The following is a 14,099-nucleotide window of genomic DNA, read 5'->3' on the forward strand; positions in this document are numbered from 1 at the left end:
CATCTGAGAAAAAGGCCGGAGATCTTCCGGCCTTTTTTTCGCCCTATTTCTGCAGGTTGAGCGTGCCCTTCATCAGTGCAGCGTGACCCGGAAACGTGCAGAAGTAAGCATAGGTTGCGCCCGCCTTGAGCTTGGACACGAGGAAGGTGGCGCTGTCCGACTCGCCGCCGCCAATCAGCTTGGTATGCGCGATGACGCGTGCATCGTCGGGCTTGATGTAGTTGTCCGCGGCACCGGCCTTCATGCCATCGGCGATGATGCCTTGCTCATCGGCAGGCGTACCTAGCGCCCAGTTATGGCCCATGGCGGCCTTGGGCAGCTTGCCAGTGTGCTTGAGCGTCACCGTGAACTGCTTGCAGGCCTTGGGGACCGTGATGTCTTTCTGGTTGTACTGCATGGCGTCGTTGCCCTCGATGGTGGCGGCGCAATCGGCGGCCCACAGGGGCGTAGCGGACAGGCCGAGCAGGGCGAGCAACAGGGCTTGGCGAATCATCGGGAATCTCCGGGCTGTAGGTAAGGAAACCCGAACGATTGCTCTGGCGCAGGCGTACCGCCTTGACCTGGATCAGGCCGGCATCGCGAATCGGCGCAGTGCGACGGCGTGTCGCGCGCGGAGGCCGGAAAAAACAAAAGCCGGGCAGAGCCCGGCTTTTGCATTCACTACGTGGCGCCAGGCTTACTTGGCAGCCATCATCGCAATCGTCATGTCGAGCATGCGGTTGGAGAAGCCCCACTCGTTGTCGTACCACGACAGCACTTTGACCAGCGTGCCTTCCATGACGCGCGTCTGGGTGGCGTCATAGGTGGACGAAGCCGGGTTGTGGTTGAAGTCGATCGACACCAGCGGCTTGGTGTTGACGGCCAGGATGCCCTTCAGCGCGCCGTTGGCGGCTTCGTTGATCACCTGGTCGATCTCTTCCTTGGTGGTCGGACGCGCCGCGTCAAACACCAGGTCGACCACCGACACGTTGATGGTCGGCACGCGGATGGCGAAACCGTCGAGCTTGCCGTTGAGCTCCGGCAGCACCAGGCCTACCGCAGCAGCGGCGCCGGTCTTGGCGGGGATCTGCGAGTGCGTGGCCGAACGGGCGCGGCGCAGGTCCGAGTGATAGACGTCCGTCAGCACCTGGTCGTTGGTGTAGGCGTGGATGGTCGTCATCAGGCCGCGCTGGATGCCGATCTTCTCGTGCAGCACCTTGGCCAGCGGAGCGAGGCAGTTGGTGGTGCACGACGCGTTGGAGATCACTTCCAGCTTGGAGGTGAGCTTGTCGTCGTTGACGCCGATGACGAAGGTGCCGTCCACGTCCTTGTCGCCCGGGGCGGAGATGATCACCTTCTTGGCGCCGGCGGCGAGATGCGCGCTGGCCTTGGCCTTGGAGGTGAACAGGCCGGTGCATTCCAGTACCACGTCGACGCCCAGGGCGCCCCACGGCAGCTTGGACGGGTCACGCTCGGCGCAGACCTTGATGCGGTCGCCGTTGACGATCAGATCGCCGCCGTCCACCGTCGCGGTGCCCGGGAACTTGCCGTGGGCGGTGTCGTACTGGGTCAGGTGCGCATTGGTCTCGGCGTCGCCGAGGTCATTGATCGCAACGATCTGGATCTCGTTGGTGCGACCCGCTTCGTACAGCGCGCGCAGGATGTTGCGGCCAATGCGACCGTAACCGTTGATGGCGACCTTAATTGCCATGGGACAGCGTCCTCCGGTGAGATGACGAAAATGGCGGCTGTGGGACCGCCGTAAAACCGTCATTTTAGCCTGAACCGGCCGGGCGGTCCCATCCGGGCCGCGGTTTCCCCCGGAAGGGGCTGTTCAGGGGAGGCCAGAAGCGCTTGAATCGGCTACTTTCGGGCAGCGGCCCGAGCAGGAGAGTGGCATGAGCGAGGCAGAACAGAGCTTTGGGATCACCCTGGAGCAGGTGTCGGACTATGAATTCCGCGTCCGTTTCGACGGCACGGCGATTCCCGACCTCATCACCGACGAAACCTCGCCGCTGGGCGGCGACGCGGGGCCCAATCCCACCCACCTGATCGCCACCGCCGTGGCTAACTGCCTGGCGGCCAGCCTGTTGTTCGCACTGCGCAAGTACAAGAACTCACCCGGCAAGATCGGCGCCAAGGCCAAGCTCACCATGGCCCGCAACGAGCACGGCCGGCTGCGCGTCACCCACATCGGCGTGGATCTGCAGCTGGCGGACAAGGCGGAAGTGCTCGCGCATCTGGACCGCGCGCTGGCGCAGTTCGAGGACTTCTGCATCGCCACGCAGAGCGTGCGCCAGGGCATCAAGGTGGACGTGAGCGTGCACGACGGAGAAGGAAAGCTGCTCCCGCTGCCGGACGCAGTCTGATCGACGCTGGCGCGGAGCTGTCACGAGGCTGTGGCAGACTTCGCTTTTTCCCCTGCCAAGACTCAACGCACCATGCCACTCCTGCGCCGAACTGCCGCTGCCGCTTTCATCTGTCTCGCCCTCACTCCCGCCGTCCACGCATGGGGTCAGCTTGGTCACAGCGTGGTGGCCGATCTGGCCCAGCGTCACCTGAGCCCGACCGCGGAAGCGGCAGTGGAGCGTCTGCTGGCGCCGGAGCACACCAAGTCGCTGGCCGATATCGCCAGCTGGCCGGACGAGATCCGCAACGACCCGACCAAGGATGCGCTGTGGAAGCAGACGCGCGCACTGCACTACGTCGACTTCACCTCCGGCGACTGCAATTACACGCCGCCGCGCGACTGCAAGGATGGCCAGTGCGTGGTCGAGGGCATCGACCATTACGTCAAGGTGCTCGGTGACAAGAGCCAGTCGGATGCGACGCGCCTGGAAGCGCTGAAGTTCGTGGTGCACTTCATCGGCGACGAGCATCAGCCGCTGCACGGCGGTTCGCGTGACGACAAGGGCGGCAACGCTTACCAGGTACAGTTCCAGGACAAAGGCACCAACCTGCACAGCGTGTGGGACTCTGGCCTGCTCAAGACCCGTGGCCTGGAATACAAAGCCTACGCGGACAAGCTGGAAGCCGAAGGCACGGTCACTCTGCCCAAGCCGATCGCGCCGTTCGACAACGCTTACGCGCAGTGGGCCGAAGAGTCGTGCACGATCTCGCGCGACATCTATCCCGATGGCCACAAGATCGACCAGGCCTACGTGGACAAGGAGCTGCCAGTGGCCGAAATGCGCCTGCGCGAAGCGGGCCGTCGCCTTGCCGAAGTGCTCAACCTGAGCCTGGCCAACGGCTAAAGCATGGGATGGCGGCTGGTCCGGCCTCATGCCGGACCGGCCGCCCCTTCATTCAATGCGTGCCGGCAACGCCCGCGCCTGTCGCACCGTCACTTGCTGCCGTCGCCGCGCTCGGGCCGATATTGCGATCCAGGAACTCCAGCAGCTTGTCGTAGGCCGCCTCGCGATGGGCGGGTACGAAGAAGCCATGACCTTCCATCGGTTCGACCAGTGCCTCGTAGTGCTTGCCGTTTTGGTCTAGCGTCTTGGTGAATTCGTCGAAGTTCTTGATCGGCACGCGCTCATCGGCGCCGCCATGCATCAGCAGGATGTCGGCCTGGATCTTGCCGACCCCGCTCAGCGGCGAACGGTTGAGCAGATCGTCGCGATCGGTGCCCAGCACCAGGTGCAGATAGGCTTCGCCTGAGTCGCTGCGCCGCGTGTCGCTCTTGTCCATTTGCACGCGCAGATCGTAGACGCCGGCATAGCCTGCGGCGCACTTGTAAAGAGCCGGCTCGCGCACGGCTCCTTCCAGTGCCGCGTAGCCACCATAGCTGGCGCCGTAGATGCAGACGCGGCTTGCGTTGGCAAAGCCCTGAGTGATGGCCCAGCGCGTCGCGTCAGTGACATCGTCCTGCATGGACAGGCCCCATTGGCGATAACCGAGTTTCTGGAACCGGGCACCGTAGCCGCCCGAGCCGCGGTAGTTCACCTGCAGCACGGCATAGCCGCGACTGGCCAGCAACTGTGCCTCATTGTCGAACGACCACTCATCGCGGACGCCGTGGGGACCGCCATGGGGCAGCACCACCAGCGGGTACGGCTTTGGACCAGTTGGCAGGGTAAGAAAGCCACGCAGCGTGAGGCCATCGCGTGCCTGGATATCCACCGGCTCCATCGGGTGCATGGCGGCGGGATTGACCCAGGGGCGTGCGTGGGCCAGCAACTGCGCGTTGCGCGTCGCCAGATCGAACAGGTAGTAGTCGCCCGGGTTGCGGTCGCTCCGAACGTGCACGATGGCTCGCTTGCCGTCGCGCGTGAAGCTTGACGCATAGGCAAATTGACCCGGGAAACTCTTCGCCAGCGCCGCATCGAGTTGGGCTTCGATACCGTCTTCGTCGAAGTAGTGCAGCCCAGGACGGCCGTCCTGCGTTTCCACCGCGTAGTAGTCCTGCTCGTCGGCGGTGCTCAGTAATTTGCCTGGATCGGCAAACTTTCCCTGGTACAGGCGCGTGCGTTGCCGCGTCTGCACGTCCATCAACTCGACAGCATCGGGCTGCGAGCCCTGCGCCACGCGCACGTAAAGCTTGCTGTTGTCGCGATTGAAGCCCACCGGGGTGATCTCGATATGCGACTGGGTCGGGTCGTTGACCAGTTCCCACGGCGAGTCATTGTCCTTGCGCAGCCACAGGCGTTCGCCCTGAAAGTCGTTGTCGGCGTAGGCGGCGCGCACCTGGCCGGTGTGGTCCACGATCATCCAGGCATTGCGCGCCGGCGAGGTGCCAACGGATGCCGTCTTGCCGGTGCGTACGTTGATGCGTTCGATGTCCACGAACCGGCCGCTGCTGGCCGATCCGAATTCGTAGACGGCGATCAGCAACTGGTCCGGCGCGATGTAGTGATAGCTGAGCGGATAGCCTGCCGCGTAACGGCGCGATGCGCCGCCGATCAGCGAGCTGCTGCCGGACGTGCCGGCGCCTCCGCGCATGCCGAATAGACTTATCTGGTGTGTGCCGTCGGGGTCGATCGCAAAGAGCTCGCCGGTGCGCGTGGGTGTATCCAGTCCATTCCAGCGCACGCCCAGCGTGGCGATGAGACGGTCGTCGTCGCCCCAGAAGTACTGGTCCACGATGGCGCCGCGTCCCGAAGGGATGGCTTGCAGAACGTGACCGGTTTTGCCGTCCAGTATCGTCAGGATATTTTCGTGCGGATCATCGAGCTTGGGCACGATGGCCGCGATGTATTTGCCATCCGGCGAAATGCTGACCTGAGAAAAATCGGTCGGGCGTACAAAATCCTTCACTGGCGGCAAGCCGGCGGCAGGCGCGAGGGCCTTGCTTGGCTCGACGCCGATGGCGCCGCCCGACAGACATGCAAAAGAAAGCGCGACCGCAACGGCCGCACGACGAAGACGTGACATACGTTCCCCCCAATCCTTGGCTATGGATCCCCCGATCCACCCATCGCGATGCTAGCGCGTTGCCAGTCGGCGGGCCACGTCTTCAAAACGCCGAGCCCGGCATGCTGCATGCAGCTGTTGGCCGTCTAATTTGCTGTGTCGCAACACGACTTGAAGTCAGTCTTGCGTGCGGCCGCAACGTGACCCACTGCAAATTTTTTGACCAGCGCGGCGAGGCCTGCGAGTGGATTCGTTTCTGCGGGGTAACCACACCAGTGGCGTATGGCATCTGATCGGACAAAACATACCACTTAGGTGTCGCGAACAGAGTGTGCTTGGTCGAGGTGCCATACCAGTGATGCCAGGTGGTCCGCATGCCAGAAGCAGTCCACTTGGTGTGTCGCAGGGACACTCAAAAACCGCTCGAAAACCCTCTGGCGCGCTCCGACAGTTCTGCTAGTTTTAAACTATGACTACCGATAATCCGCTGCGACGCACAAAAATTGTTGCCACCCTCGGTCCTGCGACCGACGCGCCTGGCATGCTCGAAAAAATCATCGCCGAAGGCGTGGATGTGGTTCGCTTGAACCTCTCCCATGGCCAGCCGGACGATCACCGCGCTCGCGCGGTAGCCGTGCGCGACGCGGCGACCAAGCTGGGCCGCGAGGTAGGCGTGCTCGCCGACCTGCAGGGTCCCAAGATCCGCGTCGAGCGTTTCGCCAACGGCCCGATCGAACTCAAAGTGGGCGACACCTTCGTACTCGATTGCAGCCCGGGCGCGCCGCTGGGTGATACCTCCCGCGTCGGCGTCAGCTATTACGACCTGCCCAAGGACGTGTCCGCTGGCGACGTGCTGTTGCTCGACGACGGCCTCGTCGCCCTCACCGTCGAGGCGGTGGTCAGCCAGGAAATCCGCTGCCGCGTACTGATCGGCGGCAAGTTGTCCGATCGCAAGGGCCTCAATCGCCAGGGCGGTGGCCTCTCGGTGACCGCACTGTCGGAGAAGGACAAGTCGGACATCAAGCTCGCCGCCGAAATCGGCTGCGACTTCCTCGCCGTGTCCTTCGTGCGTTCCGCCGACGACATGCACGAGGCACGTCGCCTGCTTGAAGAAGCCGGCGGCAAGGCCTCGCTGGTGGCCAAGATCGAACGCGCCGATGCCATTCCGGTGCTAGGCGAAATCATCGACGCCTCGGATGTGGTGATGGTGGCGCGCGGCGACCTGGGCGTGGAAATCGGCGACGCCGAGCTGCCGGGCCTGCAGAAGAAGATCATCCGCGAGTCGGTGCAGCGCAATCGCGCCGTCATCACCGCCACGCAGATGCTGCAGTCGATGGTGCGCTCGCCCATCCCGACCCGCGCCGAAGTGATGGACGTGGCCAATGCCGTCATCGACGGCACCGACGCGGTCATGCTGTCGGAGGAATCCGCCGCCGGCGCGCATCCGGACAAGGCCGTGGCCGCGCTCCGCCGCATCTGCCTGGGCGCCGAACGCCAGTTCGAGCCGAAGGAAGATCCCGCCACGCAAGGTCATCTGTTGGATCGTACCGACCAGGCCATTGCGCTCGCCGCGATGGTGCTGGCCAGCCAGCTCGGCGTGCGCGCCATCGTCGCGTTGACCGAGTCGGGCGCCACGGCGCAGTGGCTGTCGCGTTACCGCAGCGCGGTGCCGATCTATGCGCTGTCGCCGTTCGACGATGCGCGCCGCCGCATGTCCATCTTCCGCGACGTCACCGCGGTGAAGTTCACGCATATCTCGCAAACGCCGGCCGGTTCGGCGCGCGACGCGGTGCGCCAGCTGTTCGTTGCGGGCAAGCTCACCGAGGGCGATCGCGTGGTGCTGACCCATGGCGATCACATCGGCCAGGGCGGCGGCACGAACACCCTCAAGCTGCTCTCGGTGGGTGCGGAAGGCGTGGTGGAGTGCCTGCGCGACCTCTAAGCGATCGTTGAGATGCCTCGTCCGCCGACCGGGTGTGGGCCTGGTCGGCGGACGATGGCGCTCCGTCGAGAGGTCCTCTCGAATCGAATCTTCTGCTTCACGCCGTCATCGCCGAGGCCGCGCATAGTGCCAACAGGCCCTAGAATCGCCGCATCGTCCCCGACCCTGAGCAGGAGGTTTTCCATGAACACGAAGTCACGTCGCATGACCCGGGCGTTGGTGCTGGCACTGGCCATGACTGGCGCTGCGCCGCTGCTCGCGCAATCGCAGGCCCGCATGGTCGGCCCTGAGCACATCCAGGCCTACTGGCTGATGCTCAACACCAAGGTGGACGCGGATATCCCCAATAGCGGCCGCAATATGGACAAGCCCGGCTGCGTCGCGGTGAGCTTCATGATCGGCACCGACGGCGTCCCGCAGAACGTCACCGTGCGCAAAGTGGTGCCGCAGAGCGACCTCGATGCGGTGGCCAAGAGCGTGGTGACCAATCTTCGCTATGGTCCGTCGCTCAAGAACAGCACCCACGAGCCGGTCAACACCTACTACATCGTGCCGTTCAACCTGCCGGCCGACGCCGCGCAGAAGCAGGCCATCATCGACGCCTGCAAGCTGCCCAACTTCGACCAGGCCTGAGGGTCGCGCAGCCCAGCGCTGGCGCCGTTCAGGGCTTTTCCAGGCCCTGGGCGGGCTTATGACCTATAATCGCGGCCTTTCACGACCTTGCCGCCTCAGGGCGGCATCACCTTGTGCGGCCCACACCGCCTAAGTATCCGGAGTTGTCATGAGCATCGAAGATCTCGAAAGCGTTGCCCTCGCAATGGTTGCGCCCGGCAAGGGCATCATCGCCATCGATGAGTCGACCAACACCATCAAGAAGCGTTTCGAGGCCGTTGGCATCGACAACACCGAAGAGAACCGTCGTGCCTACCGCGAGCTGCTGCTCACGGCGCCAAATCTCAGCGAGCACATCTCCGGCGCGATCCTGTACGACGAAACCATCCGCCAGTCGACCAAGGACGGCGTGCCGTTCACCCAGGTGATGAAGAAGAACGGCATCATCCCGGGCATCAAGGTCGACAAGGGCCCGGTGCCGCTGGCCGGTTTCCCGGGCGACGTGATCACGGAAGGCCTCGATGGCCTGCGTGAGCGTCTCGCCGAGTACGTGAAGCTGGGTGCGCAGTTCGCCAAGTGGCGCGCCGTGATCAACATCAGCGAAGACAACCCGTCCTCCACCGCGATCGAAGCGAACTGCCACGCGCTGGCCCGTTACGCCGCGCTGTGCCAGGAAGCCGGTCTGGTGCCGATGGTCGAGCCGGAAGTGATCATGGACGGCGACCACAGCATCGAAGTCAGCTACGAAGTGCACGAAGCCGTGCTGCGCAGCCTGTTCAATGCGCTGTACGAGCAGAACGTGATGCTGGAAGGCACCATCCTGAAGGTCAGCATGGTCATTCCGGGCAAGGATTCGGACGAGCAGGCCGAAGTGGAAGAAGTCGCCGAAGCCACCGTGCGCGTGCTCAAGACCACCGTGCCGGCCACGCTGCCGGGCATCGTGTTCCTCTCGGGCGGCCAGACCGACGAGCAGTCCACCGCCCACCTCAATGCGATGAACCGCATGGGCCCGCACCCCTGGCCGCTGAGCTTCTCCTACGGCCGCGCCATGCAGCAGGCCGCGCTGAAGCTGTGGTCCAAGGACATGAAGGCGAACTACGCCGACGCGCAGAAGACGGTCCTGGCTCGCGCCAAGGACAACGGCCTGGCCGCGCTGGGTCAGTGGAACGCCAAGTAAGCGATCGCTTTTCGTCGCTGCAAAAGAAAACGGGCGCCTCGCGGCGCCCGTTTTTGTTTTGCAGTACCTGACAGATTAGAAGCGGTATTCCGCGCTGACGCTGTACAGGTTGGTCGGCAGGTGGATGTTCTTGTCGCTCTGGCTGCCGTCGTAGTAGTCCCAGTTGAGACCCACGCTGATGTTCTTGTTGATGTTGTAGCCCGCACCCAGGCCAGCGTAGTAGCGGGTGCTGTTGAAGTTGACCATCTCAGGGTTGGTCTTGTCGTTGGTCAGGCCCGAGCCCTTGGCGAAGAAGGCGCCGCCACGGACTTCGCCGTACCAGCTCGGGCTGAAGCTGTAACGCAGATTCAGGCCGGCAGTCGCGCCCTGCAGCTTGGACTTGCCGTTGTCGCCGTTGTAGTTGGCGTAGTTCTGGGTGTACTGGCCACGCGCGTCAGCGCGGCCCAGGTAGACGTAACCCACTTCCGCACCCAGCGAAGTGTCGGGGTTGAGGGCGAAGCGGTAACCACCCTTCACGCCACCGGCAAAATTGCCGTTGTCATAAGGACCCTTCTGCGTCTGGGCGTAGCCGGCATTGGCGCCAACGTACCAGCCCTGTTGGGCGTTGCCTTGAGCGGCATCCTGGGCGAAAGCCGCCGGGACGACCGCGAGACCGGCCGTAGCCAGGGCGAGAGCAAGAATGGTGTTCTTCATGGGGGACTCCTCATCATCTTATTGGGCCAGTCCGCGGCGCCGGGGGTTCGGTGGAGCGCGGCTGGGTACCTTGTGGACCCGGTACTTTTACTTAGATGGTAGGTGTGCCCATTAGTTTCAATACTGGTTAGTTCATTATTAAGGTCGAGTTAATTTTCTTAACAATTGGGCAAGCGGGCACGAGTGACGACAGGGGTAAGCAGGATCGGCGACAATAGGCACTTTTATGGCCGCCTTCCCCGGAGACCCCTAGATGACAACCCGTCGCGAACTTGCCAATGCCGTACGCGCCCTCGCCATGGACGCTGTGGAGAAGGCCAATTCCGGCCACCCGGGCATGCCCATGGGCATGGCGGATATCGCCGAAGTGCTGTGGAACGACTTCCTCCAGCACAACCCGACCAACCCGAAGTGGTTCAATCGCGACCGATTCGTGCTCTCCAACGGCCACGGCTCGATGCTGCAGTACGCGCTGCTGCACCTGACCGGCTACGACCTGCCGATGGATCAGCTCAAGCGCTTCCGCCAGCTGCATTCCAAGACTGCCGGCCATCCTGAAGCCAGCGAAACCCCGGGCGTGGAGACCACCACCGGTCCGCTCGGCCAGGGTCTGGCCAATGCGGTCGGCTTTGCGCTGGCCGAGAAGGTGCTTGCTGCGCACTTCAACCGCCCGGGCCACGAGATCGTCAACCATCACACCTATGTGTTCCTGGGCGATGGTTGCCTGATGGAAGGCATCTCGCATGAAGTCGCCTCGCTGGCCGGTACCTGGAAGCTGGGCAAGCTGGTCGCGGTGTACGACGACAACGGCATTTCCATCGACGGCGAAGTGCACGGCTGGTTTACCGACAACACCCCGGAGCGTTTCGAGGCTTACGGCTGGAACGTGATCCGCGGCGTCGACGGCCATGACGCCGATGCCATCAAGAAGGCCATTGCCGCCGCCACCAGCCAGTCGGACAAGCCGACGCTGATCTGCGCCAAGACCATCATCGGCTTCGGCGCGCCGCACAAGCAGGGCAAAGAAGAAAGCCACGGCGCCGCGCTGGGCAAGGACGAAGTAGCCGGCGCACGCGATGCGCTGGACTGGCGTTACGCGCCGTTCGAGATCCCGGCCGATATCTACGCCGGCTGGGATCACAAGACCTCGGGCGCCGAGCGTGAGCAGAAGTGGCATGACGCGGTGGCCAAGTATTCGGCCGCCTTCCCGGAGCTGGCGGCGGAATTCAATCGTCGCGTGTCGGGTGAACTGCCTTCTGATTGGGCCGCCAAGTCGCAGGCCTTCGTCGACAAGCTGCAGGCCGACGGTCCGGAGATTGCCTCGCGCAAGGCCTCGCAGATGACCATCGACGCGTTCGCGCCGCTGCTGCCCGAACTGATCGGCGGCTCGGCCGACCTGGCCGGCTCCAACCTCACCAAGTGGAAGGGCAGCGTCGATGCCGGCAACGGCTTCGACCCCAAGGGCAACTACGTGTATTACGGCGTGCGCGAGTTCGGCATGACCGCGATCGCCAACGGCCTGGCGCTGCACGGCGGCTTCATTCCGTACGACGCCACCTTCCTGGTGTTTTCCGACTATGCGCGCAATGCGGTGCGCATGAGTGCGCTGATTCCGGCGCACGCCATCCACGTCTACACGCACGACTCGATCGGCCTGGGCGAAGACGGCCCGACCCATCAGCCGGTTGAGCACCTCGCCTCGCTGCGCTACATCCCGAACAACCAGGTGTGGCGTCCGTGCGATGCGGTGGAATCGGCGATGTCGTGGAAGCTCGCGATCGAGCGCAAGGGCAACCCGGCATGCCTGGTGTTCTCGCGCCAGAACCTCAAGCACCAGCAGCGCAGCGCGCAGCAGGTGGCCGATATCGCGCGCGGCGCGTACGTGCTGTCCGATCCGCAGGACACCAAGTTCAAGGCCATCCTGATCGCCACCGGTTCGGAAGTGGAACTGGCGATGGAAGCGGCCCGCACGCTGGCGCAGCAGAATGTGCCGGTGCGCGTGGTGTCGATGCCTTGCACGGAAGTGTTCGATGCGCAGCCGCTGGAATACCGCGAAGCGATCCTGCCGGGCTGGTGCCGCGCACGTGTTGCGGTGGAAGCGGGCACCGCCGACTTCTGGCGCAAGTACGTGGGCCTGGACGGCGATGTGGTCGGCATGACCAGCTTCGGTGCCTCGGCACCGGCACCGCAGCTGTTTGAGCACTTCGGTTTCACCGTGGCCCATGTGGTCGACGCGGTGAAGCGCGTGATCGGCTGAGTCGATTGCGTTGAATGAAAAAAAGCCGCGGCATGCCGCGGCTTTTTTTATGGCATAGATCCCACGTGGGAGCGCACCCTGTGCGCGACGGCCGACCGGAGCGGAAACCTGTCAGGTTGCGGTCGCGCACAGGGTGCGCTCCCACAGGTGAGCGACCGGTTTAACTCGCCAGCAACTGCGCCAGGTGTTCCGGGTCCCGCGCCAACGCATGCGCACCGGCTTTCTCGAGCTCCTCGCGGCTGCCAAACCCCCACAGCACACCCAGACCACGAACGCGATTGGCCACGGCGCCGTCGATATCGAAATGACGGTCGCCGATCATCACGGCCTGTTCCGGCGAGGCGCCGAAATCGGCCAGCGCCGCCGCGATCATGCTCGCTTTCTCACTATGCGGGCTGGACGGATCAGGGCCGTATAGACGGCTGAATGATCCGCCAAACGGCAGGTGCTCGATGATGGGGCGCGCATGCCGCTCTGGTTTGCTGGTGACGACCGCGAGCGTATGCCCTGCCGCCTGGACGCGATTGATCATCGCCTCGATGCCGGGATAAACCGAGTGCTCCTGCCAGCCGATCACATGGAAGCGCTCGTGGTAGAACTCCACCGCTTGTTCGATGCGATCGTGGTCGTGGTCGAGCAGCGGGGCGAAGCTGTGCCGCAGCGGCGGACCGATCCAGTGGCGCATCTGTGCTGGATGCGCTACGCCCAGCTGCGTCAGCGCATGGCGGACGCAGCCCAGGATGCCAATCTCCGAATCGATCAGCGTGCCATCAAGATCAAACAGACAAAGCATTACTTGCCCGCACGCGCCTTGAGCGCGGCCACGGCCGGCAGCTCCTTGCCTTCGAGGAATTCGAGGAAGGCGCCGCCGCCGGTGGAGATGTACGACACATCTTTTTCGATGCCGTACTTGTCCACTGCAGCCAGCGTATCGCCGCCACCGGCGATCGAGAATGCCGGCGAAGCAGCCACGGCGCGGGCCAGCGTTTCGGTGCCATGGCCGAAGGCGTCGAACTCGAACACGCCGACCGGACCATTCCACACCACCGTGCCGGCCTTGGCGATCATCTCGGCATAACGGCGCGCGGTCTCCGGCCCGATGTCGAGGATCAGCTCGCCTTCCTTCACCGCGTCCACCGGCTTCACCGTGGCGGGCGCATGCGCCGAGAACTCCGGCGCAACGACCACGTCCACCGGCAGCGGCACATCGGCGTTGCGGCGCTTGGCATCGGCGATGACCTTTTTGGCTGCGCCGATGAGGTCGGGCTCATACAGCGAATTGCCCACGGAATGGCCCATGGCCGCGATAAAAGTGTTGGCGATGCCGCCACCCACGATCAGCTGATCAACTTTGCCGATGAGATTTTCCAGCAAGGTGAGTTTGGTCGAGACCTTGGAGCCGGCGACGATCGCCAGCAGCGGGCGGGCGGGGTGCTCCAGCGCCTTGCCCAGCGCATCCAGTTCGGCCGACAGCAGCGGACCGGCCGCAGCGATGGGGGCGAACTTGATCACGCCATGGGTCGAAGCCTGCGCGCGATGCGCGGTGCCGAAGGCGTCCATCACGAAGATGTCGCACAACGCAGCGTACTTCTTCGCCAGCGCGTCGTCGTCCTTGCCCTCGCCGACGTTCATGCGGCAATTCTCGAGCACCACCACTTCGCCTTCGGCGACGTCGACGCCGTCGAGATAGTCGGCGACCAGGCGCACCGGCTGGCCCAGCTTGTCGCTCAGCCACTTGGCGACCGGCGCGAGCGAGGACTCGGCGTCGAACTGGCCTTCCTTCGGGCGGCCCAGGTGCGACAGCACCATCACCTTGGCGCCAGCGTCGCGCGCGGCCTTGAGGGTCGGCAGCGCCGCATCGAGGCGCTGGGTGGAGGTAATCCGGCCGTTCTCGATCGGTACGTTCAGATCTTCGCGAATCAGCACGCGCTTGCCGCGCAGATCAAGATCGCTCATGCGGGTAACGGACACGGCGGAACTCCCTGGTTGGATTCATGAATGCGGCGCCGTTGGGCGCGAACCGCCTATTGTCCCGCCCGGTTCGCAGTGATGCAAACCGTATGGCAGGTATCCTATGAATCTCACTT

The 14,099-nt window shown here is 64.0% G+C and carries 12 protein-coding genes; 6 read left to right on the forward strand and 6 right to left on the reverse strand.

Going from position 1 to position 14,099, the window contains the following annotated elements; genetic code table 11:
• Positions 1 to 43 precede the first annotated feature (43 nt).
• Positions 44 to 493, reverse strand: coding sequence for an azurin (gene azu / locus AC1DMY_RS00685; RefSeq protein WP_477163131.1), 450 nt, complete (start codon positions 491 to 493; stop codon positions 44 to 46).
• Between the two features lie 183 nt (positions 494 to 676).
• Complete coding sequence (gene gap, locus AC1DMY_RS00690; protein ID WP_477163132.1) at positions 677 to 1,690, reverse strand: type I glyceraldehyde-3-phosphate dehydrogenase; 1,014 nt, start codon at positions 1,688 to 1,690, stop codon at positions 677 to 679.
• Positions 1,691 to 1,877: 187 nt separating this feature from the next.
• On the opposite strand from gap, the gene AC1DMY_RS00695 reads away from it, so the two are divergent.
• Both AC1DMY_RS00695 and AC1DMY_RS00700 read left to right on the forward strand, forming a co-directional pair.
• Positions 1,878 to 2,348, forward strand: coding sequence for an OsmC family protein (locus AC1DMY_RS00695; protein WP_477163133.1), 471 nt, complete (start codon positions 1,878 to 1,880; stop codon positions 2,346 to 2,348).
• Between the two features lie 72 nt (positions 2,349 to 2,420).
• On the forward strand, positions 2,421 to 3,233 hold the full coding sequence (locus tag AC1DMY_RS00700) for a S1/P1 nuclease (RefSeq protein WP_477163134.1): 813 nt from the start codon (positions 2,421 to 2,423) through the stop codon (positions 3,231 to 3,233).
• A gap of 52 nt (positions 3,234 to 3,285) precedes the next feature.
• Here AC1DMY_RS00700 and AC1DMY_RS00705 read toward each other — a convergent pair whose 3' ends face one another.
• Entirely contained in the window at positions 3,286 to 5,352 is a 2,067-nt protein-coding gene (locus tag AC1DMY_RS00705; RefSeq protein ID WP_477163135.1) for an alpha/beta hydrolase family protein, read from the reverse strand.
• 448 nt (positions 5,353 to 5,800) lie between these two features.
• On the opposite strand from AC1DMY_RS00705, the gene pyk reads away from it, so the two are divergent.
• The 3 genes from pyk to AC1DMY_RS00720 all read left to right on the forward strand — a co-directional run bounded on the left by pyk (position 5,801) and on the right by AC1DMY_RS00720 (position 9,062).
• Positions 5,801 to 7,273 (forward strand): pyruvate kinase, encoded by a 1,473-nt coding sequence (gene pyk, locus AC1DMY_RS00710; protein ID WP_477163136.1) that lies wholly within the window; start codon positions 5,801 to 5,803, stop codon positions 7,271 to 7,273.
• 183 nt (positions 7,274 to 7,456) lie between these two features.
• Positions 7,457 to 7,906: an energy transducer TonB gene (locus AC1DMY_RS00715; protein WP_477163137.1), complete on the forward strand. Its 450-nt coding sequence runs from the start codon at positions 7,457 to 7,459 to the stop codon at positions 7,904 to 7,906.
• Positions 7,907 to 8,054: 148 nt separating this feature from the next.
• Complete coding sequence (locus AC1DMY_RS00720; RefSeq protein WP_477163138.1) at positions 8,055 to 9,062, forward strand: class I fructose-bisphosphate aldolase; 1,008 nt, start codon at positions 8,055 to 8,057, stop codon at positions 9,060 to 9,062.
• Between the two features lie 75 nt (positions 9,063 to 9,137).
• On the opposite strand, the gene AC1DMY_RS00725 is transcribed toward AC1DMY_RS00720, so the two are convergent.
• Entirely contained in the window at positions 9,138 to 9,755 is a 618-nt protein-coding gene (locus AC1DMY_RS00725) for an outer membrane beta-barrel protein (RefSeq protein WP_477163139.1), read from the reverse strand.
• Between the two features lie 253 nt (positions 9,756 to 10,008).
• On the opposite strand from AC1DMY_RS00725, the gene tkt reads away from it, so the two are divergent.
• Positions 10,009 to 12,012: a transketolase gene (gene tkt / locus AC1DMY_RS00730; RefSeq protein WP_477163140.1), complete on the forward strand. Its 2,004-nt coding sequence runs from the start codon at positions 10,009 to 10,011 to the stop codon at positions 12,010 to 12,012.
• 160 nt (positions 12,013 to 12,172) lie between these two features.
• Here the strand turns inward: tkt and AC1DMY_RS00735 are convergent, their stop codons facing one another.
• Both AC1DMY_RS00735 and AC1DMY_RS00740 read right to left on the reverse strand, forming a co-directional pair.
• Positions 12,173 to 12,805, reverse strand: coding sequence for an HAD hydrolase-like protein (locus AC1DMY_RS00735; RefSeq protein WP_477163141.1), 633 nt, complete (start codon positions 12,803 to 12,805; stop codon positions 12,173 to 12,175).
• The gene (locus AC1DMY_RS00740) at positions 12,805 to 13,983 is read right to left on the reverse strand and encodes a phosphoglycerate kinase (protein WP_477163142.1); all 1,179 of its coding nucleotides are present in this window, start codon (positions 13,981 to 13,983) and stop codon (positions 12,805 to 12,807) included. Before AC1DMY_RS00740 ends, AC1DMY_RS00735 begins: the two co-directional genes overlap by 1 nt.
• Positions 13,984 to 14,099 lie beyond the last annotated feature (116 nt).

Source organism: Dyella sp. 01L423 (genome assembly GCF_056399945.1).

Excerpts from the sequence above, each read along its gene's own strand:
- azu (WP_477163131.1), bottom strand. The coding sequence starts at position 493 with ATGATTCGCCAAGCCCTGTTGCTCGCCCTGCTCGGCCTGTCCGCTACG.
- gap (WP_477163132.1), bottom strand. The coding sequence starts at position 1,690 with ATGGCAATTAAGGTCGCCATCAACGGTTACGGTCGCATTGGCCGCAAC.
- AC1DMY_RS00695 (WP_477163133.1), top strand. The coding sequence starts at position 1,878 with ATGAGCGAGGCAGAACAGAGCTTTGGGATCACCCTGGAGCAGGTGTCG.
- AC1DMY_RS00700 (WP_477163134.1), top strand. The coding sequence starts at position 2,421 with ATGCCACTCCTGCGCCGAACTGCCGCTGCCGCTTTCATCTGTCTCGCC.
- AC1DMY_RS00705 (WP_477163135.1), bottom strand. The coding sequence starts at position 5,352 with ATGTCACGTCTTCGTCGTGCGGCCGTTGCGGTCGCGCTTTCTTTTGCA.
- pyk (WP_477163136.1), top strand. The coding sequence starts at position 5,801 with ATGACTACCGATAATCCGCTGCGACGCACAAAAATTGTTGCCACCCTC.
- AC1DMY_RS00715 (WP_477163137.1), top strand. The coding sequence starts at position 7,457 with ATGAACACGAAGTCACGTCGCATGACCCGGGCGTTGGTGCTGGCACTG.
- AC1DMY_RS00720 (WP_477163138.1), top strand. The coding sequence starts at position 8,055 with ATGAGCATCGAAGATCTCGAAAGCGTTGCCCTCGCAATGGTTGCGCCC.
- AC1DMY_RS00725 (WP_477163139.1), bottom strand. The coding sequence starts at position 9,755 with ATGAAGAACACCATTCTTGCTCTCGCCCTGGCTACGGCCGGTCTCGCG.
- tkt (WP_477163140.1), top strand. The coding sequence starts at position 10,009 with ATGACAACCCGTCGCGAACTTGCCAATGCCGTACGCGCCCTCGCCATG.
- AC1DMY_RS00735 (WP_477163141.1), bottom strand. The coding sequence starts at position 12,805 with ATGCTTTGTCTGTTTGATCTTGATGGCACGCTGATCGATTCGGAGATT.